This is a genomic window from Rhodococcus sp. NPDC054953, assembly GCF_053609225.1.
On the sequence record NZ_JBSGXD010000016.1, the window covers coordinates 27,100 to 49,677 of the forward strand.

At 71.7% G+C, this 22,578-nt stretch carries 27 protein-coding genes and 1 pseudogene; 7 read left to right on the forward strand and 21 right to left on the reverse strand.

The features are described 5' to 3' along the window. Positions 1–131: 131 nt before the first annotated feature. On the reverse strand, positions 132–914 hold the full coding sequence (locus tag ACWF62_RS12765; RefSeq protein WP_452630224.1) for a dioxygenase family protein: 783 nt from the start codon (positions 912–914) through the stop codon (positions 132–134). 78 nt (positions 915–992) lie between these two features. Here ACWF62_RS12765 and ACWF62_RS12770 point away from each other — a divergent pair, with 78 nt between their 5' ends. Both ACWF62_RS12770 and ACWF62_RS12775 read left to right on the forward strand, forming a co-directional pair. Next, positions 993–1,490 carry a MarR family winged helix-turn-helix transcriptional regulator gene (locus ACWF62_RS12770; RefSeq protein WP_378507824.1) on the forward strand — a complete coding sequence of 166 codons (498 nt, stop codon included), beginning with the start codon at positions 993–995 and terminating at the stop codon, positions 1,488–1,490. 186 nt (positions 1,491–1,676) lie between these two features. After that, entirely contained in the window at positions 1,677–2,549 is an 873-nt protein-coding gene (locus tag ACWF62_RS12775; RefSeq protein WP_378507825.1) for an endonuclease domain-containing protein, read from the forward strand. Positions 2,550–2,622: 73 nt separating this feature from the next. On the opposite strand, the gene ACWF62_RS12780 is transcribed toward ACWF62_RS12775, so the two are convergent. From ACWF62_RS12780 to ACWF62_RS12840, 13 genes are all read right to left on the reverse strand, one after another. Further along, complete coding sequence (locus ACWF62_RS12780) at positions 2,623–2,802, reverse strand: tautomerase family protein (RefSeq protein WP_378507826.1); 180 nt, start codon at positions 2,800–2,802, stop codon at positions 2,623–2,625. Between the two features lie 106 nt (positions 2,803–2,908). Beyond that, positions 2,909–3,256: a phosphoribosyl-AMP cyclohydrolase gene (hisI, locus tag ACWF62_RS12785; protein ID WP_378507827.1), complete on the reverse strand. Its 348-nt coding sequence runs from the start codon at positions 3,254–3,256 to the stop codon at positions 2,909–2,911. Continuing rightward, complete coding sequence (gene hisF / locus ACWF62_RS12790) at positions 3,253–4,026, reverse strand: imidazole glycerol phosphate synthase subunit HisF (protein WP_378507828.1); 774 nt, start codon at positions 4,024–4,026, stop codon at positions 3,253–3,255. The genes hisI and hisF overlap by 4 nt, the downstream gene beginning before the upstream one ends. After that, on the reverse strand, positions 4,023–4,841 hold the full coding sequence (locus ACWF62_RS12795) for an inositol monophosphatase family protein (RefSeq protein ID WP_378507829.1): 819 nt from the start codon (positions 4,839–4,841) through the stop codon (positions 4,023–4,025). The genes hisF and ACWF62_RS12795 overlap by 4 nt, the downstream gene beginning before the upstream one ends. 10 nt (positions 4,842–4,851) lie before the next feature. Then, a complete protein-coding gene (gene priA / locus ACWF62_RS12800) occupies positions 4,852–5,586 on the reverse strand; it encodes a bifunctional 1-(5-phosphoribosyl)-5-((5-phosphoribosylamino)methylideneamino)imidazole-4-carboxamide isomerase/phosphoribosylanthranilate isomerase PriA (RefSeq protein WP_452630226.1) in 735 nt (244 codons plus the stop codon). A 19-nt stretch (positions 5,587–5,605) separates the two neighbouring features. Next, positions 5,606–5,803, reverse strand: a complete 198-nt coding sequence (locus ACWF62_RS12805; protein WP_452630270.1) for a hypothetical protein — start codon at positions 5,801–5,803, stop codon at positions 5,606–5,608. Between the two features lie 47 nt (positions 5,804–5,850). Next, complete coding sequence (gene hisH, locus ACWF62_RS12810) at positions 5,851–6,480, reverse strand: imidazole glycerol phosphate synthase subunit HisH (protein WP_452630227.1); 630 nt, start codon at positions 6,478–6,480, stop codon at positions 5,851–5,853. Further along, positions 6,477–7,637, reverse strand: a complete 1,161-nt coding sequence (locus ACWF62_RS12815) for an MFS transporter (RefSeq protein ID WP_452630271.1) — start codon at positions 7,635–7,637, stop codon at positions 6,477–6,479. Before ACWF62_RS12815 ends, hisH begins: the two co-directional genes overlap by 4 nt. Positions 7,638–7,681: 44 nt before the next feature. Next, on the reverse strand, positions 7,682–7,837 hold the full coding sequence (locus ACWF62_RS12820) for a hypothetical protein (RefSeq protein ID WP_378507832.1): 156 nt from the start codon (positions 7,835–7,837) through the stop codon (positions 7,682–7,684). Beyond that, positions 7,838–8,452 carry an imidazoleglycerol-phosphate dehydratase HisB gene (hisB, locus tag ACWF62_RS12825; protein ID WP_378507833.1) on the reverse strand — a complete coding sequence of 205 codons (615 nt, stop codon included), beginning with the start codon at positions 8,450–8,452 and terminating at the stop codon, positions 7,838–7,840. Next, complete coding sequence (locus tag ACWF62_RS12830) at positions 8,449–9,585, reverse strand: histidinol-phosphate transaminase (RefSeq protein WP_378507834.1); 1,137 nt, start codon at positions 9,583–9,585, stop codon at positions 8,449–8,451. Before ACWF62_RS12830 ends, hisB begins: the two co-directional genes overlap by 4 nt. Next, entirely contained in the window at positions 9,582–10,925 is a 1,344-nt protein-coding gene (gene hisD / locus ACWF62_RS12835; RefSeq protein WP_378507835.1) for a histidinol dehydrogenase, read from the reverse strand. Before hisD ends, ACWF62_RS12830 begins: the two co-directional genes overlap by 4 nt. Positions 10,926–11,100: 175 nt before the next feature. Next, positions 11,101–12,183, reverse strand: coding sequence for an alpha/beta hydrolase (locus ACWF62_RS12840; RefSeq protein ID WP_378507836.1), 1,083 nt, complete (start codon positions 12,181–12,183; stop codon positions 11,101–11,103). Between the two features lie 300 nt (positions 12,184–12,483). Between ACWF62_RS12840 and ACWF62_RS12845 the strand changes: the two genes are divergently transcribed. Then, positions 12,484–12,954: an NfeD family protein gene (locus tag ACWF62_RS12845; protein ID WP_452630228.1), complete on the forward strand. Its 471-nt coding sequence runs from the start codon at positions 12,484–12,486 to the stop codon at positions 12,952–12,954. Continuing rightward, positions 12,951–13,757, forward strand: coding sequence for a slipin family protein (locus ACWF62_RS12850; RefSeq protein WP_378507838.1), 807 nt, complete (start codon positions 12,951–12,953; stop codon positions 13,755–13,757). The genes ACWF62_RS12845 and ACWF62_RS12850 overlap by 4 nt, the downstream gene beginning before the upstream one ends. Here ACWF62_RS12850 and ACWF62_RS12855 read toward each other — a convergent pair. Then, entirely contained in the window at positions 13,724–14,548 is an 825-nt protein-coding gene (locus ACWF62_RS12855) for a thioesterase family protein (RefSeq protein WP_378507839.1), read from the reverse strand. The genes ACWF62_RS12850 and ACWF62_RS12855 overlap by 34 nt on opposite strands. A gap of 125 nt (positions 14,549–14,673) precedes the next feature. On the opposite strand from ACWF62_RS12855, the gene ACWF62_RS12860 reads away from it, so the two are divergent. Continuing rightward, complete coding sequence (locus ACWF62_RS12860) at positions 14,674–16,116, forward strand: glycoside hydrolase family 1 protein (protein ID WP_452630230.1); 1,443 nt, start codon at positions 14,674–14,676, stop codon at positions 16,114–16,116. 172 nt (positions 16,117–16,288) lie between these two features. Here ACWF62_RS12860 and ACWF62_RS12865 read toward each other — a convergent pair. Beyond that, positions 16,289–16,804, reverse strand: a pseudogene (locus tag ACWF62_RS12865) (SAM-dependent methyltransferase); the annotation flags it as partial. Positions 16,805–16,867: 63 nt separating this feature from the next. Between ACWF62_RS12865 and ACWF62_RS12870 the strand changes: the two are divergent. After that, a complete protein-coding gene (locus tag ACWF62_RS12870; protein ID WP_452630232.1) occupies positions 16,868–17,500 on the forward strand; it encodes a LysE family transporter in 633 nt (210 codons plus the stop codon). Between the two features lie 6 nt (positions 17,501–17,506). On the opposite strand, the gene ACWF62_RS12875 is transcribed toward ACWF62_RS12870, so the two are convergent. The 5 genes from ACWF62_RS12875 to nadA all read right to left on the reverse strand — a co-directional run bounded on the left by ACWF62_RS12875 (position 17,507) and on the right by nadA (position 21,776). After that, positions 17,507–17,920: a VOC family protein gene (locus ACWF62_RS12875; protein WP_378507842.1), complete on the reverse strand. Its 414-nt coding sequence runs from the start codon at positions 17,918–17,920 to the stop codon at positions 17,507–17,509. Between the two features lie 108 nt (positions 17,921–18,028). Beyond that, on the reverse strand, positions 18,029–18,157 hold the full coding sequence (locus tag ACWF62_RS12880) for a hypothetical protein (protein WP_378507843.1): 129 nt from the start codon (positions 18,155–18,157) through the stop codon (positions 18,029–18,031). Between the two features lie 138 nt (positions 18,158–18,295). Further along, positions 18,296–19,162: a carboxylating nicotinate-nucleotide diphosphorylase gene (gene nadC / locus ACWF62_RS12885; protein ID WP_452630233.1), complete on the reverse strand. Its 867-nt coding sequence runs from the start codon at positions 19,160–19,162 to the stop codon at positions 18,296–18,298. Continuing rightward, on the reverse strand, positions 19,159–20,736 hold the full coding sequence (locus tag ACWF62_RS12890; RefSeq protein WP_452630234.1) for an L-aspartate oxidase: 1,578 nt from the start codon (positions 20,734–20,736) through the stop codon (positions 19,159–19,161). The genes nadC and ACWF62_RS12890 overlap by 4 nt, the downstream gene beginning before the upstream one ends. Next, positions 20,736–21,776, reverse strand: coding sequence for a quinolinate synthase NadA (gene nadA / locus ACWF62_RS12895; RefSeq protein ID WP_378507846.1), 1,041 nt, complete (start codon positions 21,774–21,776; stop codon positions 20,736–20,738). Before nadA ends, ACWF62_RS12890 begins: the two co-directional genes overlap by 1 nt. A gap of 105 nt (positions 21,777–21,881) precedes the next feature. On the opposite strand from nadA, the gene ACWF62_RS12900 reads away from it, so the two are divergent. Beyond that, complete coding sequence (locus ACWF62_RS12900) at positions 21,882–22,574, forward strand: NUDIX hydrolase (protein ID WP_452630235.1); 693 nt, start codon at positions 21,882–21,884, stop codon at positions 22,572–22,574. The last annotated feature ends 4 nt before the right edge of the window (positions 22,575–22,578 follow it).

Below are 22,578 nucleotides of genomic sequence, written 5' to 3' on the forward strand. Positions count from 1 at the left end.
GGGGTGGTAGAGAGGGGGTTGAGCGCAAGAACAAACAGAAACAGGCGTCTCCTTTTCGGAAGTTGTGGCCTCTCTTGTTGGTGGTTTCCACCCGGGGGGGGAAAAAACCCACCCACGGGCGGCGGAGCTGCCTACGCCAGCTGCAGGGACCGCTTGGACAGTCCCATCCAGAATCCGTCGACGACCTGCTCGGGAGTCTGCTCGGGATCGCTGGACGCCCCGAGCGCGACGAACAGCGGCGCGAAGTGTTCGATCGTGGGATGCGCGTACGGCATGCCCGGTGCCTGTGCCCGGAAGTCGACCAGCGCGTCGACGTCGCCTGCGGCGAAGCGCTCGCTGGCCCATGCGTCGAATTCCCGAGACCAGCCCGGCGCGGCGGCGGTGGGCGTCCAGTCCCGCAGGAACGGCAGCCCGTGGGTGGTGAATCCGGACCCCACGATCAGCACGCCCGCCTCGCGCAGGGGGCGCAGCCGTTCCCCCAGGTGCAGCAGCCGCTGCGGGTCGAGGGTGGGCATCGACATCTGGAGCACCGGAATGTCGGCGTCCGGGTACATCACGGTCAACGGGACGTAGGCGCCGTGATCAAGCCCGCGGTCCGGCCGGTGGTACACCGGTTCGTCGTCGGGCATCAGCGCGGCGACCTGTCGTGCCAGGTCGGGCGCCCCCGGCGCCGGATACCGGACCCGGTGGTACTTGGGGTCGAATCCGCCGAAGTCGTAGACCAGTGGAGTTCCGGTGGTGACCGACCCGATGGTCAGCGGCGCGGACTCCCAGTGCGCCGACACCATCAGGATCGCCGTCGGTCGCGGCAGATCCGCCGACCACGCCTGCAGTTGCGAGACCCACAGTGCGTCGTCGACGAGCGGCGGTGCACCATGGCTGAGGTACAGCGACGGCATGACGAGATCCGACATGTCCACTCCCTTACGTTGAAGCTTCAACTACCGTAGGGTCAACGCGTACCGGCCACAACTATTCCGAGGGGGCGGCAGATGACCGAGGCACAGGAGACGCACGAACCGCGCTGGCTCACCGACGAACAGCAGCGGGCCTGGCGGGAGCTGGTCGCGCTGACCACGCGACTCCCCGCCGCCCTCGACACCCAGCTGCAGCGCGACGCGAAGCTCACCCATTTCGAGTACTTCGTCCTCGCCGTCCTGTCGGAGGCACCCAAGCGGCGCCTGCAGCTCAGCGTGCTCGCCACTGCGGCCAACGCCTCGCTGTCCCGGCTGTCGCATGTGATCACGAAGATGGAGAAGGCGGGCTGGGTGCGCCGCAAGGCGATCGTCGGGGCCCGAGGCTCCTTCGCCGTGCTCACCGCTGCCGGGCACGCCAAGGTCGCGGAGGCGGCCCCCGGCCACGTCGAGACGGTGCAGGCACTCGTCTTCGACGGCCTCGACGACGACCAGGTCCGCGAGCTGATCGCGCTGGGCACGACGATGGTCACCCAGCTCGACAGCGCGATCGCCGAGGGCACCGGCAAGGCCTGACGCCGCCCCCCAAGGATTGAACGGGGGTTCATGCGCGACGTCCGGCACGCGGATGACGCATGAACCCCCGTTCAATGCAAGGGCCGGTCGCGGGATGGGGACGACGCTCGCCGCCCGTCCACAGGCACCCGCGAAGGCCCAGCCGAGCAGGCGGGCCACCAGTGGTGGTCGTGCGAGCGTCGGCTCATGGACACCTCGGGGGAACCATTCTCCGGAGCGCGCGCCGTCGCCGACGGCCGGCTCTGCCGCTACCGCCTGCGCCACCACCGGCGCCTCTACCCGGACACCTACGTCAGCCGGGACGTCGACGTCGACGCGTCCGTCCGCGCCCGCGCCGTCTGGATCTGGTGTCGCGGCCGCGGGGTGCTGGCGGGACGGTCGGCGGCGGCGCTGCTGGGCACGAAATGGATCGATCCGTCCGCTCCCGGTGCGCTCGCCTGGACACCGCACCGGTCTCCGCCGCCGGGGATCGAGCTCTATCGCGAGCGCATCCCCGACGACGAGATGCTCGAGCGTGACGGTCCGCGACTCACCACGGCCGCCCGTACCGCCTTCGACCTTGGGCGACGCCTCCCGCTGGACGAGGCCGTCGAGATGGTGGACGCGCTCTACCAGGCCACCGGGCTGACCCGCGCGGCGCTCACGGCGTTCACCGCCGCGCACTCGCGCGCCCGGGGCATCGTCCAGCTCCGGCAGGTGATCACGCTCTCGGACGAGGGCGCCGAGTCGCTCTGGGAGACCCGGACGCGTCTCGCGATCGTCCGCGACGGCCTGCCCCGCCCCGAGTCGCAGGTGCAGGTCCGCGACGCGGACGGCCGCTGGATCGGGCGCGTCGACCTGTGCTGGGAAAAGTGGCGGGTCATCGTCGAATACGACGGCGACCACCACTTCGACCCCGAGCAACGCAACCGCGACGTCGAGCGGTGGAACGCCCTCGAGGCCGCGGGTTGGCGCGTCATCCGGGTCAAGGCCCGGCAGCTGATGCGCGGCCGCGCAACGCTTCTGCGGCAGATCCGCGCCGTCCTCGCCGAGGCGGGCGCCCCCGTCACCGCGCGTTGAATGGGGGTTCATGCCTCACTTCCGGCACGCGGATGACCCATGAACCCCCGTTCAATGGTTCGGGGAGGGTCCGTCAGGCGAGCGGGACGCCGCCGACGCCCCAGTCCTCGCCGGGGACGTCGGTGATCGTGACCCACACCTTGGCGGGGTCCTTGCCGCTGGCCTCGGCGTAGGCGGCGGTGACGGCCGCGATCACGGCGCGCTTGCGCTCGGCGGACAGTCCGGCGGTCTGGGAAATCTGAATCAGCGGCATGCCGGTCATTGTGCGCGGCCGGCCCCCCAGCCCGTTGAATGGGGGTTCATGCGTCAGTTCCGGCGCGCGGATGAGGCATGAACCCCCATTCAATGCATCGGGGCGGTTAGGGGCGGGGCAGCAGGACGTCGGCGTCGAAGCAGGTGTGCGTGCCGGTGTGGCAGGCGGCGCCCTCCTGGTCGACGATCAGCAGCACGCTGTCGCCGTCGCAGTCGAGGCGCACCTCGTGCACGTACTGGGTGTGTCCGGAGGTCTCCCCCTTCACCCAGTACTCGTTCCGCGACCGCGAAAAGTACGTTCCCTTACGGGTTTCCAGCGTGCGCGCGAGGGCCTCGTCGTCCATCCACGCGACCATCAGGACGTCGCCGGTGGACCGTTCCTGCGCCACCGCACTGAACAGTCCGGCCTCGTTGCGCTTGAGCCGGGCCGCAATCGCCGGGTCGAGGGTGCTCATCGGACGGTGATTCCTTCCCCGCGCATGGACGCCTTCACGTCCCCGATCGTCATGTCCCCGAAGTGGAACACGCTGGCGGCGAGCACCGCGTCGGCGCCGGCCTGGACGGCGGGCGCGAAGTGCTCGACCGCGCCTGCGCCGCCGCTGGCGATCACCGGGACGTGCACGGCCGCGCGGACCGCGCGGATCATCGGCAGGTCGAAACCCGCCTTGGTGCCGTCGGCGTCCATCGAGTTGAGCAGGATCTCCCCGACCCCGAGCTCGGCGCCGCGCTGCGCCCACTCGATCGCGTCGATCCCGGTGCCGCGCTTGCCACCGTGGGTGGTGACCTCCCAGCCGGACGGCGTCGGCTGCTGACCGTCGGGGACGGTGCGGGCGTCGACCGACAGCACGATGCACTGGGCACCGAACCGGTGGCTCAGCTCGCGCAGCAGTTCCGGCCGAGCGATCGCGGCGGTGTTGACGCTGACCTTGTCGGCACCGGCCCGCAGCAGCCGGTCCACGTCCTCCTCGGTCCGGACGCCGCCGCCGACGGTGAGCGGGATGAACACCTGCTCGGCGGTGCGGGTCACGACGTCGAGCATCGTGCCGCGGTCGGAGGTGGACGCGGTGACGTCGAGGAAGGTCAGCTCGTCGGCTCCCTGCGCGTCATAGGCCGCGGCCAGTTCGACGGGATCGCCAGCATCCCGGAGGTTCTCGAAGTTGACGCCCTTGACCACGCGGCCCGCGTCGACGTCCAGACACGGGATGACCCGCACCGCAACACTCATGTCGTTCCTTCCCGGTAGTCCCCCGGATCACCCAGCGGGACCAGAATGTCCAAGATCTGTTCGTGCACCCCCGGCGCCGCCGCGAGCAGCGACCGCGACCCCAAATGCCAGGGCTCGCCAGCGAGATCGGTGACGACACCACCCGCCGCCCGCACCAGCGCGACACCGGGCGCGTTGTCCCACGGGTGGTACCCGAACACGACGGACGCGCCCAGCACACCGGCCGCGGTGAACGCCAGGTCCCCGCCGGTGCACCCGTGCATCCGCAGCCGCCTGCATACCCGGCTCACCGCGGCGAGGGCCCGCACCCGGTACTCGCCGGGGATGGGTCCCCTGCCGTCCAGGTTGAACGCACCGAACCCGACCATGGCGTCCGTCAGGTCCCGGTCCCGCAGCCGCGGCAGTTCCTCCCCGTTGCACAGCAGCGGCCCGTCGAGCGCGGCGGCGTAGCGCCGGTTCATCATCGGCAACCAGGTCAGTCCGAGGACCGGCTCGCCGTCCTGCAGCAGGGCGAGCAGGATTCCCGCGGTCGGCAGGCCCGCCGAGTAGTTCAGGGTGCCGTCGACGGGGTCGAGCACCCACACCGTTCCGGTGTCCAGGTCGGGGCCGCCGAACTCCTCCCCGTGCACCGGGATCCCGGTGCGGTCGGCGAGTTCGGCGGTCAGCCGCTTCTCCAGCTCCAGGTCGACGGCGGTCGCGAAGTCCCGCGGCCCCTTCGCCACCGCGCTCGGTGCGCCGACACCGGCGAGGAACCGGTCCACGACCCCATCGAGCACTCCCCCGGCAACCGTGAGCAACTCGCGTGGGTCGGTCATGGGGGCGAGACTAGCCGGAGACCGCGGCGAGGGCCTCGGGCAGCGTGAAGCGACCCGCGTACAGCGCCTTCCCGATGATCGCTCCCTCGACGCCGAGCTCGGTGAGTCCCGCGATCGCGACGACGTCGTCGAGGGCCGAGATGCCGCCCGACGCGACGACCGGCGCGTCGGTGGCCGCGCAGACCTCGCGCAGCAGGTCGAGGTTCGGGCCGGTGAGGGTGCCGTCCTTGGAGACGTCGGTGACGACGTAGCGGGCGCAGCCGTCCCGGTCGAGGCGGGCGAGGGTCTCGAACAGGTCCCCGCCCTCGGTGACCCAGCCGCGTCCGCGCAGCTGCCAGCGTCCGTCGACGCCGCGCACGTCGAGGCCGACCGCGATCTTGTCGCCGAAGCGGGCGATGGCGCTGGCGCACCATTCGGGGTTCTCGATGGCGGCGGTGCCGAGGTTGACGCGGGCGCACCCGGTCGCGAGCGCGGCCTCGAGGGACTCGTCGTCGCGGATGCCGCCGGACAGTTCGACCTTCACGTCGAGTTCCCCGATGACGCCGGCGAGCATGTCCCGGTTGGAGCCGCGACCGAACGCCGCATCGAGGTCGACCAGGTGCACCCATTCGGCGCCGGCGTTCTGCCAGGCGAGGGCGGCGTCACGCGGCGATCCGTAGTTGGTTTCGCTGCCTGCCTCCCCCTGAACAAGGCGAACAGCTTGACCGTCGACGACATCTACCGCAGGCAAAAGGACCAGGCTCACGTGCGTCAACCCTAGTGCGTCATCGGCCGGGCCCCGACCCGGGGTCACCGTCCCGGTCGTCGAACGCGCGGCGCGTCATCCGGGTCGACACGACCCCCATCGCGGCGATCGCGGCGGCCACCCCGCCGAGTCCGATCACCAGCCCGACGACGGGTCCGGGCTGCAGCACCGCGATCAGCACGGTGACCAGGACGAGCACCGCACCCGCCGCGCCCATCGAGAACAGCGCGAGCTTGCCGAACGACAGGTTCCCGCGCTGCCCGCTCACAGGCTGCGGACCCAGTTTTCGAGCAGCGCCGCCCCGGCGTCGCCGGACTTTTCGGGGTGGAACTGGGTGGCCGACAGCGGCCCGTTCTCGACGGCGGCGAGGAACGGCGCACCGTGCTCGGCCCAGGTGAGTTTCGCGGGCTTGATCAGGTCGTCGGCAGCAAGCTCCCACTTCTGCACGCCGTAGGAGTGCACGAAGTAGAAGCGGGTGTCGGCGTCGAGGCCGGCGAACAGGACGCTGTCGGCTGGCGCGTCCAGGGTGTTCCAGCCCATGTGCGGGAGGACGTCGGCGGGGAGCTGTTCGACGGTGCCGGGCCACTCGCCGCAGCCGTCCGCCAACACGCCGTGCTCGACGCCGCGGTCGAACATGATCTGCATGCCGACGCAGATCCCGAGGACCGGTCGGCTGCCCGCGAGGCGCTTGCCGATGATCCGTTCCCCCCGAACTCGCTTCAGCCCCTCCATACAGGCGGCGAATGCGCCGACGCCGGGGACGACGAGCCCGTCCGCGGCGAGCGCGATCTCGGGGTCGGAGGTGACGGTGACGTCGGCGCCGACCCGCGCGAGGGCGCGCTGCGCGGAGTGCAGGTTCCCGGAACCGTAATCGAGGAGGGCGACGGAGGTCATGGGTCGACTCTATCGGCCGCGGGCCCCGGACCGGTCGCGCCCACCGGTTGCGGCGGGACACTGCGCAGCAGGGCGACCGGGATCACCGCCGCGATGATCGCCGCTCCGACGGTGAACACGCCCGGATACCCGGCGATCCCGGCGACGACGCCGAGCGCGAGGGCGCCAGCGCCGGTGCCCGCGTCGTAGGCGATGTTCCAGGCCGCGCTTGCCGCGCCGAGCCGGGTGGGCCCGGCGGAGCGGAACAGCCCGACCAGCGCCTCGTTCTGCACCGCGCCGAAGCCGACGCCGAACAGCGCAGCACCGGCGATCAGCGCGACGACCGCGACGGCACCACCGTCGACGGTCACCGCGACGGCGAACAGCCCCGCGCCCGCCGCCGCGGTGGTCAGGGCGGGCACCATGATCCGGCCAACCCCCACCCGGTCCAGCAGCAGACCCCCGCCGTAGCGTCCGACCAGGATCGCGCCGCTGACCACGGCGAGCGCCAGCCCGGCCAGCGCCGCCCGGTCGCTTGTCGCGATCGGCAGCAGGCTGGTCACTCCGCCGTATACGGACGCGACGACCAGCATCGCCAGGCACGGCACCAGCAGTACCGCGACCGGCAACCGCACCGTCGGGCCTGCCTGGCCGGCGTGCCGCACCGGGGGCAGCGCCGCGATCGCCACGATCGAGAGCAGCGGCACCGCGGCGCCGAGCAGGTAGGTCAGGTGGGCGTTGCCGCCGTCGAACAGCGCGAGTCCGACGGGCAGCCCGATCATCTGCCCGGTGGCGATCGCGATGCCCTGCGCGCCGGTCGCGCGGCCGAGCAGGCGCGGCGGCGCCAGTTCCGCGACGAGTGCACTGCCCGCGACGGTGAGCAGGCCGAAGCCGACACCGCGGATCGCGGAGATCACCAGGGCGGGGACGGCGTCGGTGGAGAGCAGGAAGGCCAGCGCGGGGGCGCCGAGCAGCAGGCAGCCGACCGCAAGCACCGGCCGGTAGCCCACCGTGTGCAGCAGCCTCGGGGTGCCCAGTTGGGTGGCGACGGTGGCGGCCATGAACACCGCGGTGACGGCGCCCGCGAGGGCGTCCGACCCGCCTGCCTCGGACACGGCGAGCGGGATCACCGGAAGCAGCAGCGACCAGCCGCCGAACGCGGTGAACCCCATCGCCATCGCGACCGGCATGCCGCGGGTCCGCAGGAGCGACGGCACGCCGGTCAGACCAGACGCAGGACGCCGCCCGCGGCCGCGAGCGCCGCGATGACGATCAGGACACCCATGCCGAGCTTGTTACCATTGCGCCACATCGAGTAGGCGCCGCCGATCGCGAAGCCGGCGATCAGAAACAGGGCGTAGATCAGGATGGTGCCCATCTACAGCGCGCCCTTCGTGGACGGCACCCCGGTCACCCGCGGGTCCGGCTCGACGGCCTCGCGCAGCGCGCGGGCGACGGCCTTGAACTCGCCCTCGGTGATGTGGTGCTGGTCGCGGCCGTAGAGCACTCGCACGTGCAGCGCGATCCGCGCGTTCGACGCGATGGACTCGAAGACGTGCCGGTTGATCACGGTGGCGTAGGGGACGCCGGGGTAGCCGCCGATCACGGTGTGCAGCATGTGTTCCGGTTCGCCGGTGTGCACGCAGTAGGGCCGTCCGGAGACGTCCACGGCGGCGTGCACGAGGGACTCGTCCATCGGGATGTAGGCGTCCCCGAAGCGGCGGATGCCCTTCTTGTCCCCGAGGGCCTGGCCGAGCGCCTGGCCGAGCACGATCGAGGTGTCCTCGACGGTGTGGTGTGCCTCGATCTCGATGTCGCCCTCCGCCTTGACGGTGAGGTCGAAGCTGGCGTGTGCACCGAGCGCGGTGAGCATGTGGTCGAAGAACGGGACGCCGGTGGAGATGTCGACGATGCCGGTGCCGTCGAGGTTGAGTTCGACGGCGATCGACGACTCCTTGGTGGTCCGTTCGATCTTCGCGATGCGGTCGGTCATCGGGTCTCTCCTGTTGTGAGCTCGGTGGCGGCGATCGCGTCGCTGGCCGCGATGAAGGCGTCGTTCTCGGAGGCGAGACCGACGGTGGTGCGCAGGTAGCCGGGGATCCCGACGTCGCGGATCAGGACCCCGCGGTCGAGGTAGGCCTGCCAGGCCCGGGCACTGTCGGCGAACTCGCCGAACAGGATGAAGTTGGCGTCCGACGGAATGACGTGGAATCCGGTGTCGGACAGCGCCTTCGACACCCGGACCCGCTCGGCGGCGAGGGCGTGCACGCTGGCGAGGGTCTCGTCGGCGTGCCGCAGTGCGGCCCTTGCCGCGGCCTGGGTGACCACCGACAGGTGGTACGGCAGCCGCACCAGCAGCAGCGCGTCGATGAATGCCGGTGCGGCGGCAAGGTAGCCGAGCCTGCCGCCCGCGAACGCGAACGCCTTGCTCATCGTCCGCGACACCACCAGCTTGGTCGGGTACTCGTCGATCAGGGTGAGCGCACTCGGCGCCTCGGAGAACTCGGCGTACGCCTCGTCGACGATGACGATCCCCGGTGCGGCGTCGAGCAGCAGCCGCAGCGCACCGATCGGGATGCTGTGCCCGGTCGGATTGTTGGGGCTGGTGACGAACACGACGTCGGGCCGTTTCGCGGAAATGGCGTCGACCGCGGCGTCCACGTCGAGCGCGAAGTCGGCGCCCCGCAGCACCGGCAGCCAGGTGGTGTCGGTTCCGTCGGCGATGATCGGGTGCATCGAGTAGGAGGGCACGAACCCCATTGCGCTGCGGCCCGGCCCGGCGAACGCCTGCAGCAGCTGCTGCAGGATCTCGTTGGACCCGTTGGCGGCCCATACGTTGTCGACGGTGACCGCCACCCCGGTCTGCCGGGACAGGTAGGCGGCCAGGTCGGTGCGCAGTGCGACGGCGTCCCGGTCCGGGTAGCGGTGCAGTTCGCGGGCCGCCTCCCGGACCGACTCGGCGACATCGTCGACGAGGGCGCGGGTCGGCGGGTGCGGGTTCTCGTTGGTGTTCAGCTGCACCGGGACCGTGAGCTGCGGAGCACCGTAGGCGGACTTGCCGCGCAGGTTCTCGCGCAGCGGCAGGTCGTCGACGGTCGCCGCAGCGCCGGGAACGGCGGCGCTCACCGGAGGCTCTCGAAACGCAGCCGAACGGCCTCCCCGTGTGCGGGCAGGTCCTCGGCGTTCGCGAGGTTGATCACGTGCCGCGCCACGTCCTTCAGCGCCGACTCCGAGTAGTCGACGACGTGGATGCCGCGCAGGAACGTCTGCACGCTCAGGCCGGACGAGTGCCGCGCGCAGCCCGCGGTCGGGAGGACGTGGTTGGAGCCTGCGCAGTAGTCGCCGAGGCTGACCGGCGCCCAGGGGCCGACGAAGATGGCGCCTGCGGACCGCACCCGGGCGGCGACCGCGGTGGCATCCTCGGTCTGGATCTCGAGGTGTTCGGCGGCGTAGGCGTTGACAACCCGCAGGCCGTCGTCGATCGAGTCGACGAGCACGATCCCGGACTGGCTGCCCGCGAGCGCGGCCGCGACCCGGTCCCGGTGCTTGGTCAGCTCCAGCTGCGCGGTCAGCGCGTCGTCGACCGCGTCGGCCAGCTCGGTGGAGTCGGTGACGAGGACGGATGCGGCCATCACGTCGTGCTCGGCCTGACTGATCAGGTCGGCCGCGACGTGCACGGGGTCGGCGGTGCGGTCGGCAAGGATTGCGATCTCGGTGGGGCCGGCCTCGGCGTCGATGCCGACCAGGCCGCGGCACAGCCGCTTGGCGGCGGTGACGTAGATGTTGCCGGGGCCGGTGATCAGGTCGACCGGGGCGAGCTCGGCGCCCGCCTCATCGGTGTCGGTGCCGCCGTAGGTGAGCAGCGCGATGCCCTGACCGCCGCCGACCGCCCACACCTCGGTGACGCCGAGCAGTTCGGCGGCGGCGAGGATCGTCGGGTGCGGCAGCCCGCCGAACGCGGCCTGCGGCGGCGAGGCAACGACGAGCGATTCGACGCCAGCGGCCTGCGCGGGCACCACGTTCATCACCACGGACGACGGGTAAACGGCGTTGCCGCCGGGCACGTAGAGGCCGACCCGCTCGACCGGCACCCAGCGTTCGGTGACGGTGCCGCCGGGCACGACCTCGGTGATGGTGTCGGTGCGGCGCTGGTCGGCGTGCACCTTCCTGGTCCGGTCGATCGCAACCTCAAGGGCGGCACGCACGTCCGGGTCGAGTTCGGTGAGGGCGCGGGTCAGTTCCGCGCGCGGCACCCGGACGGACGCGGGACGGACCCCGTCGAACTTTTCACCGAACTCGAGGGCGGCCTCGGCGCCGCGGTCACGGACCGCCTCGACCATCGGCCGCACCTGATGCAGCACCGAGTCCACGTCCGTTCCGCCGCGGGGCAGGGCCGACCGGAGTTCGGCGACGGACGGGGTTCGTCCGCGCAGGTCGACGCGGGCGAGCTCGGTGCGGGCAGGCATGGGGGTCCCTTCACGAGAGGAAGTGTGTGCACCGATCATCGGTGCACCGACTAGCTGTGCACTGATGATCTGTGCACTGATTATCCAGGATAGGCGCTACCGGGTTTCGCTCAGCGCCGAGCCGCGACGGGCACGGTCCGCGCGCGGCGGCTCACGGGCGCAGTCGGCGCGGCGGTCAGCGGCCCGGGCCGACACCGGTGCGGGCCGCGGCAGGCACCGTTTCGGCGGTGGCCGCCCGGACGAACGCCCCGATCCGGCCGACCGCCCGCGCCGCCTCGGGCAGCAGGCCCGCGGCCGCCTGGAAGACATGCACCTGCCGATCCCACACCTCGAGGGTCACCGGCACCCCGGCTGCGCCGAGGCGGTGCGCCATCAGCTCGGCGTCCGGGTACAGCATCTCGGTGGAGCCGACCTGGATCAGGACCGGGGGCAGTCCGGCGAGGTGGCCGTCGACCGGGGACACCGTTGGCGTGTCGCCGTCGGCGCGTTCCGCGATCCGGGCAAGGGTCACGAGCACCGATCGAGGTATCAGCGGGCAGCCGTCCGCATCGGCGCTGGCCAGTTTGGCCGACGGATCCAGGTCGGTCAGCGGCGACAGCGCCACCAGCGCCGCCGGCTGCGGCAGGCCGCGGCCGGTCAGCGCGAGCGCGGTCGTGAAGGTCAGGAAGCCGCCCGCCGAGTCACCCGCGATGACGATCCGGTCCGCCGGGTACCCGTGCTCGAGCAGCCACCGGTACCCGGCGACGCCGTCGGCGGTCGCGGCGGCGATCGGGTGCCGCGGCAGCATCCGGTAGTCGACGCTGAGGACCGCCGCGTCGGCGGCGGATGCGATCCGCAGCGCCAGCGCGCGGTGCGTGTTCAGCCCGCAGGCCAGGAAGCCGCCGCCGTGCAGGTAGAGGATCGCGGTACCCGCGTCCGGCTGGTCGCGACCGGGCCGACCGCCGCGGCGGGGCCACCATTCGGCGGCGCAGTCGTCGAGCCGGACCCGATGCCTGCCCGCGGCCCGGGTGGGCCGCAGCATCGAGGCGGACCGGTCGAGCAGCCCCGCGGGCCACAGCGGGCTCGGGTAACGACCCCACACGTCGAGGACCGGCTTGACTCCGAGCCGGACGGTCCCGGCAAGCAACCGGGATCGCAGGCCCGCGCCGGGAACGAACTGCGGTTCGACGGTGACGACGGTTGGCTGGCGACCCGCCCCTCGCCTGCGCCTCGGCGCGCGGGGGGTCGGCGAATGAACTGATGACGGCTGCGTTGTCATCGTGAGCTCCCGGCAAGCACGAACGAACTGAGGTGCCGCGGCGCCACCGCTCCGACTGTCCCGACCGCGCCGCATCCCGACCGCGCCGCCCAGGGGTTCACGGGCAGCTGATTCATGGTACGTGACCTGCGACACATTTACGAGCACGTAACACGCCGTCGGCCCAGCGTGCGGCCGGTGGCAGGCCCGGGATGCCGGGATTACCGTGGACAGCGAGGGCCGGGGTGCCGTGGCGGCTACCCGGGCGCCCCACCCTCCCGGCGCGACTAGGCGCCGGCGGACGAGTCGCGGGAGCAGTCGATGGCCACGATCGGCGTGGTGGCCGTGGTGCTGGGATTGATATTGATCCTGGTGGAGGCGCACGCGCCGACGGCGGGGGTGCTCAGCGGACTGGCCGCGCTGCTGATCGGCGGTGGCATCGCCGCACTGTTCCTCGCCGGGGGCGCCGCGCAGACCGTCGCGGTCCCCGTCGCGATCGGGTTGGGCGGGGTCGGATTGGTCGGCGCCGCCGCACTCGGCAGGGCCATGGCCCGGACCCGGCGCACCCCGATCCGCAGCGGGCCGCAGGGACTGGTCGGCCACGAGGCGACGGTGAGCACCTGGGACGGTGCGGTCGGGCAGGTCCGGACGGACGGCGGGCTCTGGATGGCCCGGATCGCGTTCGGCTACCCGGACACTCCCCCGCCCACCGCCGGCGACCCGATGGTCGTCGAGTCGGTGCGGGGCCTGACCCTGAACGTGCGCCGCAGGGAGCCGTGGGAGGCGCCATGACCGTGCTGCTGATCGTCCTCGTCGTGGTCCTGCTGCTCGCCCTGCTCGTCCCCGGGACCGCGATCCGGGTGCTGCGCGAGTACGAGCGGGCGGTGGTGTTCCGGCTCGGCCGCGTCCAGGCGGTGAAGGGTCCGGGCCTGGTCCTGCTGATTCCGGTGGTGGACCGGATGGTTCGGGTCGGCCTGCGGACGGTGACGCTGAACATTCCGGTGCAGGAGGTCATCACCCGCGACAACGTGCCCGCGAAGGTCACCGCGGTCGCGTACTTCCGTGTTCTCGATGCGGATCGGGCGGTGGTCGAGGTGGAGAACTTCCTCGCCGCGACCACGCAGATCGCGCAGACCACGCTGCGGTCGGTGCTTGGCAAGGCCGAACTGGACACCCTGCTCGCCGACCGGGACCGGGTGAACGAGGACCTGCAGAAGGTCATCGACCAGCAGACCGAGCCGTGGGGGGTGAAGGTGACCACCGTCGAGATCAAGGACGTAGAGATCCCGGAGCGGATGCAGCGGGCCATCGCCCGGCAGGCGGAGGCGGAACGGGAGCGGCGCGCGAAGATCATCAACGCGGAGGCCGAGTTCCAGGCGTCGGCGAAGCTCGCGGAGGCGGCGGCGGTGATCTCCCAGAACCCGACGACGCTGCAGCTGCGGTACCTGCAGACGCTGCGCGAGGTCGGCGGGGACAGCAAGGCGACGGTGGTCGTGCCGCTTCCGGTGGACCTGCTGCGGTTCCTCGGCGGCGCCGGGGAACCGCAGCTCGGCACCAACGATCAGGCGCTGCCGGGCAACTCGAACTCGCCCTGATCGCCGAAGTCGACCTGCCTGCGTGCGTTGGAGAGGGCGCTGACAATGCAGGTGCCGATCGGGCCGCGCCGGTCGTACATCGTGGTGGTGCCGACCGCGATCCCGTTCGCGCTGATGTGATCGTCGGCCTCGATGCCGACCTCGTGCCCCTCCGGCAGCCGGGCCAGGACCAGCGTCAGGTCCACGTTGATGAACCCGACGCCCGCGGTGCCCCAGTTCGTCATCAGGCTGGTCGGTTCGCCAGCCATCGCGGCCCGCACGAACGGGGAGGGCGCCTCGCCGTCGACGATGGCCGGATGCTGGGCCCACATGCGTTTGCGGCTCGCGCCCTGATGTTCGAGCATCGCGTGCGACCAGCCGTCGGGATGGTCGTCGCTGCCGAAGAACGGCGGTGCGGGTTCGCCGGTCGCGATCACCGGCGGCACCGGACGCACGTCGCGGGTCCACAGCTGGCCCGGCGGCTGCTCCGACGGCCGCAGGAAGACCGCGGACGCCCGCGCCACCGTCTCGCCGTCCTGCACCAGCTCGGCGTCGGCGACGCGGATGCGGGCGCCGTCCCGAACGACGGCGGTGCGGGTGGTCAGCGGCCGGGTGCGGGCGGGGGCGAACAGGTCGACGGTCAGCCGGGCCGGGACGAAGCCGCCGCCGCCGTGTTCGTGGTCGAGGGCGCGGGCCAGCAGCCCGCACAGCGCGACGCCGCTGACCATGTCCGGCGACCACCGGCTGATCGCAAAGCCCTTGGCGAGGTACCCCTCGGGTGTGGTCGTGAAGAACGCGAGCGGATCGGTCACGGTGGCCCCTTGTCGTCGGTGTGCGATCCATGATCACCGGCCGAGGAGTAAATAGTTAACTCATTCGCGGTCGGGTCGTGTGAGTTCCGCCATAGCGGCAGGGTCCACCGACTATCCTGCCCAGCGTGGCCCGATTCCCGCGCGTCCTCGCCCTGCTCGGCGCCGCGCTGACCGTCCTGACCCTCGGCGCGGCACCCGGGTCGGCGACGCCCACGGTGCCGCAGCTCGGACCCGACTTCGAGTGGGGTGTCGCGACCTCCGGTTTCCAGTCGGAGGGGCCGCCGCCGGACAGCAACTGGTCCCGCTACATCGCGGCGGGCCGAACACACGACCCGTATGGCAGCGGCCCCGACTTCCGACATCGGTACGCCGAGGACGTCGCGAACGCGGCGGCGCTGGGGGTGGACGCGTTCCGATTCTCGGTGGAGTGGGCACGCCTGCAGCCCGCGCCCGGCGTCTGGAACGAGACCGAGTTCGCCTACTACGACGACGTGATCCGGACGATCCGCGCGCACGGCATGCGACCGATGATCACCCTCGACCATTTCGTGTTCCCCGGCTGGGTGGTCGACCGCGGCGGGTGGACCACCGATGCGGCGATCGAGCTGTGGCTGGCCAACGCCGAGCGGGTGGTCACCCGGTACGCGGGCATGGGCGCCACCTGGATCACGTTCAACGAGCCGACGGTGTTCGTGCAGAAGGAGATGACGTTCGGCGGCATCGCCCCGGCCGACGCGCCAGCCGTTCTCGATCGTCTCGTCCGCGCGCATCGGCGGGCGTACGAGCTGATCCACCGACTGGACCCGGGTGCCGCGGTGTCGAGCAACACCGCATACGTCCCCGCCGCCATGGGGGTGGTCGACGCGATGTTCACCGACCGGGTCCGCGACACCCTCGACTTCCTCGGGCTCGACTACTACTACGGCGTCTCCCTGGACAACCTCACCGCCGCGTCGGCGTTGACCGACGCATTCCACGACATCCGTCCGCAACCGGACGGGATCTACCATGCCGCACTGCATTTCGCGAGGAAGTACCCGGAGCTCCCGATCTACGTGGTGGAGAACGGGATGCCGATGGACGACGGGAAGCCCCGCACGGACGGCTACACCCGCTCGGATCACCTGCGCGACCACGTGTACTGGCTGCAGCGCGCGACGGCGGACGGGGCGAACGTGATCGGCTACAACTACTGGTCGATCACCGACAACTACGAGTGGGGCGGCTACCGGAATCGGTTCGGCCTCTACACCGTCGATGTGCTCACCGACCCGACCCTGACCCGCCGACCCACCGACGCCGTGGCCACCTACCGGGACGTGATCGCCGCGCGGGGCGTGCCCGGCGACTACCGGCCCGTCATGCCGGACTCGGCGTGTTCGCTGGTCGACCCGCCGCACAGCTGCGTTGACGCGGGAACACCCGGCGGCTGGACGGTCAGCCGCGGTCGGCGACGACCGCGAACGCGTCGGCTTCCGCGTCGTAGTCGGATCCGGCGACGTCGCCGTGGATCCCGGTCACCCGCAGTCCCGCTGCGGCGACCTCGGTCGTCACCTGTTCCGGGGTAAGGCAGTGGGTCCAGTTCCAGAACTGCCGGGTGCCCGCGGCGGACTCGATGGTGTACCGCTCCAACGCGAGCAGGAGGTCCGGGTAGACGTGGGTCTCGAGGGTGCCGAGGTAGGGCGGCTCCGCCCAGAATCCGTCCATCAGGTTCTGCTGCCGCGCCAGGCCCTCGCGGAAGGTCGGGAACCGGGGCGCTGCGGTCACGTCGAACAGCAGCCTGCCGCCGTCGGCGAGCGCCGCCCGGATCCGGCGCAGTAGCTCGACCCGGCGGTCCGGGCTCAACGCGCAGTAGTCCTCGTAGATCAGCAGCGCCGCATCGTGCCCGGAGCCGAGGTCGGCGGTGAAGTAGTCGCCGCGGACGAAACGGGCAGCCAACCCCTCCGCCTCGGCGACCCCGCGCGCATACGCCACCGAGGTCGCCGAGACATCGACGCCGAGCACCTCGATGCCGCGGCGGGCGAGGCGGTGCGCGTAGAGGCCGGGACCGCAGCCCACATCGAGGACCCGCGTGCCGGGCACCAAGCCCAGCGCTCCGATCAGCCAGTCCACCGAGCGGTCCACGAACGCGTGCGGGCGGGACGCCGCCGCGGTGTCGGGGTCGAGGTGGTTGACCAGCATCCGACCGGAGATGTGCGGGTCGTTCCAGAATTCCGGTGTCGTCACGGTCTCGAACGGCGCCGGGCGTGGGGGCATGCTGGTCACCGCGCCAGCCTAGGTCGACCCGATTGTCCGATTCGCGCCGACTACCCTGTCCGGGTGTCGTGGCAGGTGTGGGTCGGGTTCCTCGGGGCGGCGCTGGCGATCAGCCTGTCGCCGGGCGCCGGGGCGATCGCGTCGATGTCGTCCGGCCTGAGTCACGGCCTGCGCCGCGGCTCCTGGAACATCCTCGGCCTGCAACTGGCCCTGCTGGTGCAGCTGCTGGTCGTCGCGGCCGGGGTCGGCGCGCTGCTGGCGTCGTCGGCGATCGCGTTCACCGTGATCAAGTGGTTCGGCGTCGCCTACCTGGTGGTCCTCGGGATCCAGCAGTGGCGTGCCGCCCCCGGCGCGGTGGAACCGGACCCCGCCACGCCTGGCCGTTCCGGTGCCGCCCTGGTGGCGCGCGGGTTCCTGGTGAATGCCAGCAACCCGAAGGCCGTGGTGTTCATGCTCGCGGTGCTGCCGCAGTTCCTCGATCCTGCGCGACCGCTCACCGCGCAGTACGCGGTGATCGCGGCGACGATGATCGGTGTGGACGTGGTCGTGATGACCGGCTACACCGGGCTCGCGGCGCGGGCCCTGACGTTGCTGCGCTCGCCCCGGCAGCAGCGGGTCACCGGCCGCGTCTTCTCCGGCCTGTTCTTCACCGCGGCCGGGGTGCTGTCGCTGGTCCGCCGCGCCGCCCCGGTGTGAGCGCCGTCAGGCCGACGCACCGGCGATGTTCACCATCCAGCCGATGCCGAACCGGTCGGTGCACATTCCGAATTCGTCGCCCCACATCTGCTTTTCGAGTGGAACCCCGACCACGCCGCCCGCGGAGAGCGCCGCCCACCAGCCGCGCAGTTCGTCGGCGTCGTCGCCGCTGAGGCTGACCGCGATGGTGGTGCCGGGGTTGTGCTCCATGCCGGGCGGGGTGTCGGCGCCCATCAGCGTGAACCCCTGCGGGGTTTCGAGCATGCCGTGCATGATCAGGTCCGCGCCTGGCGCGTCCGTGTCGCCGAATTCGCCGAAGGTGTTTAGGGCCAGGGTGCCACCGAACACGCCCTGGTAGAACTCCATCGCCGCGCGGGCGTTGTCGGTGAAGCTGATGTACGGGTTCAGACGCGAGCTCATGCGATGCTCCTCGGGTCGACCGAACAGTGCCGTTGCCCACACTATGCCGCACCACCGACACACCCAACCCGGCGAGCAGGACGCCGGGTCGGGTTCCGGTGCGCCCGCTCAGCGCGCGAGCGGCCGGACGTGGTGTTTGACCGACGCATCGCTGAGCAGCAGCCCGACGCCGAGCCCCAGCACGCTGAGTCCGAGCGACAGCGCGGCCGCGCCCAATCCGATTGCAATTCCCAACATGATTCCTCCACCCGGTGGTGTGATGCCGGCGCCCCGAGCCGTGTCCTCGGCCGCACCGAACCTGACATCGACAATCCTCGACCCGCCCGGCCGTCGCGGACAGCGACCCAAGGGTGCGACATCACCCACCCTCGGCGGTCACATGTCGAGACCGAGATCCAGGACGGTGACCGAGTGGGTGAGGGCGCCGACGGCGAGGTAGTCGACGCCGGTGCCCGCGTAGTCGGCGGCGTCGCCGAGGGTCAGCCCGCCGGACGATTCGAGCCTCGTCCGCGGCGACCGGGTGTTGCGCCGCTGCACCGCGGCCTGCGTCTCCCACAGCGCGAAGTTGTCGAGCAGGACCAGGTCGACGCCCTCGGCGAGGATCTCGTCGAGCTGCGCGAGGCTGTCCACCTCCACCTCGCATTCGATGTCCGGGTCGGCAGCGCGGACCGCGCGCAGCGCCGCGACCACGGAGCCCGCTGCGGCGACGTGGTTGTCCTTGATCAGGGCGGCGTCCCCGAGCCCCATCCGGTGGTTGACGCCGCCCCCCATCCGGACCGCGTACTTCTGCAGGCCGCGCAGCCCGGGCAGCGTCTTGCGGCTGTCCCGGATCCGGCAGTCGGTGCCTGCGACGGCGTCGACCCACGCCGCGGTGGCGGTCGCGATGCCGGACAGGTGGCACATCAGGTTCAGCATGGTTCGTTCGGCGGTGAGCAGGTCGCGGGTCGGTGCCTGCACCTCCAGGACGGCCTGCCCCGGCTCGATGCGGGTGCCGTCGTCGACGCGGCCGAGCACCCGGTACGCGCCGGCACCGATCACCTCGTCGAGGACGAGCAGCCCGACGTCGATGCCCGCGACGACGCCCGCAGCCCGGGACACCACCGACGCCGACGCGACCGCGTCGGCGGGGACGGTGGCGGTGGAGGTGACGTCGGGCCCGTAGCGCAGGTCCTCGTCGAGGGCAACGCGGACCAGGGTGCGGATCTCGTCGTGGTCGAGGCCATCGGCCAGGGTGCTCATCATGCTCCTGTCGGGATCAGGTCGGTGAGGGCGAGTTCGCCCTCGGGGGTGCGCCGCACGCGGAGGGGGCGGCGCCGGGTGTCGTCGGTGTCGGGGTGGTCGAGCCGGGTGTGGCAGCCGCGGCTCTCGGTGCGCGCGGACGCGGCGAGGACCAGCGCGGTCGCGGTCGCGGTGAGGGCCGCGTCCTCCAGGTCGGCGACGGTCGACGGCCGCCGACTGCTGGCGCGGGCGAGGGCGTCCGCCGCCGCGGCCAGCCCGTCACCGTCACGGACGACGGACGCGTGCGCGGTCATCGCCGCCTGCAGGGCGCCGCGCGGCACCGCGGGCAGCGCAGGAACCTCGGCGGAGGTGACCTGCACCGCGACCGCCGACCGTTCGGCCGCGGCCAGCCCGGCCCGCTCCCCCACCACGAGGCCTTCGAGGAGGCTGTTGGAGGCGAGACGGTTCGCGCCGTGCAGCCCGGTGCGGGCCACCTCGCCCGCGGCGAGCAGTCCGGGAACCGCGGTGCGGCCGTGGCTGTCGGTGACGACCCCGCCGCAGGCGTAGTGCGCCGCGGGCGCGACCGGGATCAGGTCGGTGGTCGGGTCGAGTCCGACCGCCCGGCAGGAGGCGGTGATGGTCGGGAACCGCAACGCGAACCCGTCGATGCGGCGGGCGTCGAGGTACACGTGGTCCTCGCCGAGGCGCCGCAACCGGGCGGCGATGGCCTTGGACACCACGTCACGGGGCGCGAGATCGCCCATCGGATGCACTCCCGCGGTGACCGAATCACCGTGCGAATCCACCAGAATCGCGCCCTCCCCGCGCACCGCCTCGGAGATCAGCGGCCGCCTGCCGACCCCGCCCGCCGCGTAGAGCACGGTGGGATGGAACTGGACGAACTCGAGGTCCGCGACGACGGCCCCGGCGTCCAGCGCGAGGGCGACGCCGTCGGCGGTGGCCCCCGGCGGGTTGGTGCTGCACGAGTACAGCTGCCCGAGACCACCGGTGGCCAGCAGCACGGCAGGCGCATGGATCACACCGACACCCGCATCCGATCCTCGAATACCGTTGTCCGACAGCACGATCAATCCTTGGACGCCCGACGGCCCGGTGACCACCCGCGTCGCGGCGGCACCGAACAGCACCGGCATCCCCGCCGCGTTCAGCGCCCGCTGCACCTCGGCGCCGGTGGCGTCACCGCCCGCGTGGATGATCCGGCGCGCGCTGTGCCCGCCCTCGCGGGTGCGGGAGACCTCGCCGTCGCGGCCGCGGTCGAATACCGCGCCGAGGTCGGCCAGCGCGGTGACCGCGTCCGCGCCTGCGGCGACGATCGAGCGCACGGCGTCCTCGTCGCAGAGGCCGCCGCCCGCGGCGAGCGTGTCCGCGACGTGCGCGTCGACGTCGTAGCCGGAGCTGACCGCGATGCCGCCCTGTGCGTACACGGTGGCCGTGTCGGTCGGGCCGCCCTTGCTGACGGTCACCACCCGCAGGCCGGCGCGGGTCGCGGTGCGGGCCGCGGTCAGCCCCGCGACCCCGCCGCCCACGACGACCAGGTCGGCGTGCGCCTCCCAGCCGACCGTCGGCTGCGTGGTCACTACTCGCCGCCGCCCGGGTTGCCGATCTCGATCATCCGCTGCACGGAGGTGCGGGCCCGCTCGCCGACCGCGGCGTCGACGTGCACCTCGTCGCTGCGTTCCTGCAGGCACCGCAGCAGGGCGGCGGGGGTGATCATCTTCATGTACGGGCACGAGGCGCGGTCGTTGACGGCCTGGAAGTCGACCTCGGGCGCGGCCTTGCGCAGCTGGTGCAGCATGCCGATTTCGGTGGCGACGAGGACCTGCGTTGCCCCGGTCGCGCGGGCGGCGTCGAGCATGCCGCCGGTGGAGAGGATCTTCACCTTGTCCTCGTCGACGATGCCCTCCCCGGCCAGGTACAGCGCGGAGGTGGCGCAGCCGCATTCGGGGTGCACGAACAGTTCCGCGTCCGGGTGCGCCTTCGCCTGCGCGGTCAGCTCGTCCCCGTTGATGCCCGCGTGGACGTGGCACTCGCCCGCCCAGATGTGCATGTTCTGCCGTCCGGTGACCCGCTTGACGTGGGCGCCGAGGAACTGGTCGGGCAGGAACAGCACCTCACGCTCGGGGTCGATCGATGCGACGACGTCGACGGCGTTCGACGAGGTGCAGCAGATGTCGGTCAGGCCCTTCACCTCGGCGGTGGTGTTGACGTACGAGACCACCAGCGCGTCGGGGTACTCGGCCTTCCATTCGCGGAGCTGGTCGGCGGTGATGGAGTCGGCGAGCGAGCAGCCGGCCCGCTCGTCGGGGATGAGCACGGTCTTGGTCGGGCTGAGGATCTTCGCGGTCTCGGCCATGAAGTGCACACCGCAGAAGATGATCGTCTCCTCCTCGGCCTCCGCGGCGATCCGGGAGAGCGCGAGGGAGTCACCGACGTGGTCGGCGACATCCTGGATGGCGGGCAGCTGGTAGTTGTGCGCGAGGATCGTCGCGTTCTGCGCGCGAGCCAGGCGGCGGACCTCCTCGGCCCACTCCGGGGTCGCCTCGACACCGGTGTAGCCACCGGGTCCGTCGACGATCGTGGCCGCATCGAACGTCGCCCCAGCAATCGTTCCCGTCATTGCCGTACTCCTTTACCGCATCCACTTCACCGAACAGCCGGGCGGACAGCCGGGCGAACAGGCCCGAATTGTCGTTCTCGGGGTTTTCGACTTAGGATCGAAAACGTGCCCAATGGTAACACCACCCTCCACGAAGTCCTCACCGCGGTGTTCCAGGTCCGCGAGATCGACGGCCGCCCCGAGCTCTGCGTCCTGCTGTGGCGACGCGCGCTCGACCCGGAGGCTGGGGCCTGGTCGCTGCCCGGCGGACTGCTCGGCGACAACGAGGACATGACCACCTCGGCCCGGCGGCAGCTCGCCGAGAAGGTCGACGTCCGCGAGGTCGCGCACCTCGAACAGCTCTCGGTGTTCTCCGCCCCGCAGCGGGTGCCCGGCGTGCGGCTGATCGCCTCGACGTTCCTCGGACTCGTCCCCCTCGACTCCGACCCGGACATCCCGTCGGACACCGCGTGGTACCCGGTTACGACCCTTCCCAGGACCGCCTTCGACCACGGCATCGTCGTCACCCACGCGCGCACCCGGCTGGCGGCGAAGCTGTCCTACACCAACATCGCGTTCGCGCTCGCCCCCACCGAGTTCACCATGTCCACGCTTCGCGAGATCTACTGCGCCGCACTGGGATACCAGGTGGATGCGACGAACCTGCAGCGGGTGCTCGGCCGAAGGGGTGTGCTGGTCGCGACCGGAGCCACCGCGCCACCGGGACCAGCGGGCGGCCGTCCGCCCGCGCTATACCGGTTCGCGGAGTCGCGGCTGCGGGTCACCGACGAGTTCGCCGCCCTGCGTCCACCCACCTGACCGC

Excerpts from the sequence above, each read along its gene's own strand:
- hisH (WP_452630227.1), bottom strand. The coding sequence starts at position 6,480 with ATGACCTCCGTCGCCCTCCTCGATTACGGTTCCGGGAACCTGCACTCC.
- ACWF62_RS12850 (WP_378507838.1), top strand. The coding sequence starts at position 12,951 with ATGACCGTGCTGCTGATCGTCCTCGTCGTGGTCCTGCTGCTCGCCCTG.
- ACWF62_RS12775 (WP_378507825.1), top strand. The coding sequence starts at position 1,677 with ATGGACACCTCGGGGGAACCATTCTCCGGAGCGCGCGCCGTCGCCGAC.
- ACWF62_RS12795 (WP_378507829.1), bottom strand. The coding sequence starts at position 4,841 with ATGACCGACCCACGCGAGTTGCTCACGGTTGCCGGGGGAGTGCTCGAT.
- hisD (WP_378507835.1), bottom strand. The coding sequence starts at position 10,925 with ATGCCTGCCCGCACCGAGCTCGCCCGCGTCGACCTGCGCGGACGAACC.
- hisF (WP_378507828.1), bottom strand. The coding sequence starts at position 4,026 with ATGAGTGTTGCGGTGCGGGTCATCCCGTGTCTGGACGTCGACGCGGGC.
- ACWF62_RS12840 (WP_378507836.1), bottom strand. The coding sequence starts at position 12,183 with ATGACAACGCAGCCGTCATCAGTTCATTCGCCGACCCCCCGCGCGCCG.
- hisB (WP_378507833.1), bottom strand. The coding sequence starts at position 8,452 with ATGACCGACCGCATCGCGAAGATCGAACGGACCACCAAGGAGTCGTCG.
- ACWF62_RS12780 (WP_378507826.1), bottom strand. The coding sequence starts at position 2,802 with ATGCCGCTGATTCAGATTTCCCAGACCGCCGGACTGTCCGCCGAGCGC.
- ACWF62_RS12770 (WP_378507824.1), top strand. The coding sequence starts at position 993 with ATGACCGAGGCACAGGAGACGCACGAACCGCGCTGGCTCACCGACGAA.
- nadC (WP_452630233.1), bottom strand. The coding sequence starts at position 19,162 with ATGATGAGCACCCTGGCCGATGGCCTCGACCACGACGAGATCCGCACC.
- hisI (WP_378507827.1), bottom strand. The coding sequence starts at position 3,256 with ATGAGCACCCTCGACCCGGCGATTGCGGCCCGGCTCAAGCGCAACGAG.
- ACWF62_RS12875 (WP_378507842.1), bottom strand. The coding sequence starts at position 17,920 with ATGAGCTCGCGTCTGAACCCGTACATCAGCTTCACCGACAACGCCCGC.
- ACWF62_RS12820 (WP_378507832.1), bottom strand. The coding sequence starts at position 7,837 with ATGGGCACCATCCTGATCTACGCCCTGTTTCTGATCGCCGGCTTCGCG.
- nadA (WP_378507846.1), bottom strand. The coding sequence starts at position 21,776 with ATGACGGGAACGATTGCTGGGGCGACGTTCGATGCGGCCACGATCGTC.
- ACWF62_RS12845 (WP_452630228.1), top strand. The coding sequence starts at position 12,484 with ATGGCCACGATCGGCGTGGTGGCCGTGGTGCTGGGATTGATATTGATC.
- ACWF62_RS12765 (WP_452630224.1), bottom strand. The coding sequence starts at position 914 with ATGTCGGATCTCGTCATGCCGTCGCTGTACCTCAGCCATGGTGCACCG.
- ACWF62_RS12880 (WP_378507843.1), bottom strand. The coding sequence starts at position 18,157 with ATGTTGGGAATTGCAATCGGATTGGGCGCGGCCGCGCTGTCGCTCGGA.
- ACWF62_RS12815 (WP_452630271.1), bottom strand. The coding sequence starts at position 7,637 with ATGGCGATGGGGTTCACCGCGTTCGGCGGCTGGTCGCTGCTGCTTCCG.
- ACWF62_RS12805 (WP_452630270.1), bottom strand. The coding sequence starts at position 5,803 with ATGGGCGCGGCGGGTGCGGTGCTCGTCCTGGTCACCGTGCTGATCGCG.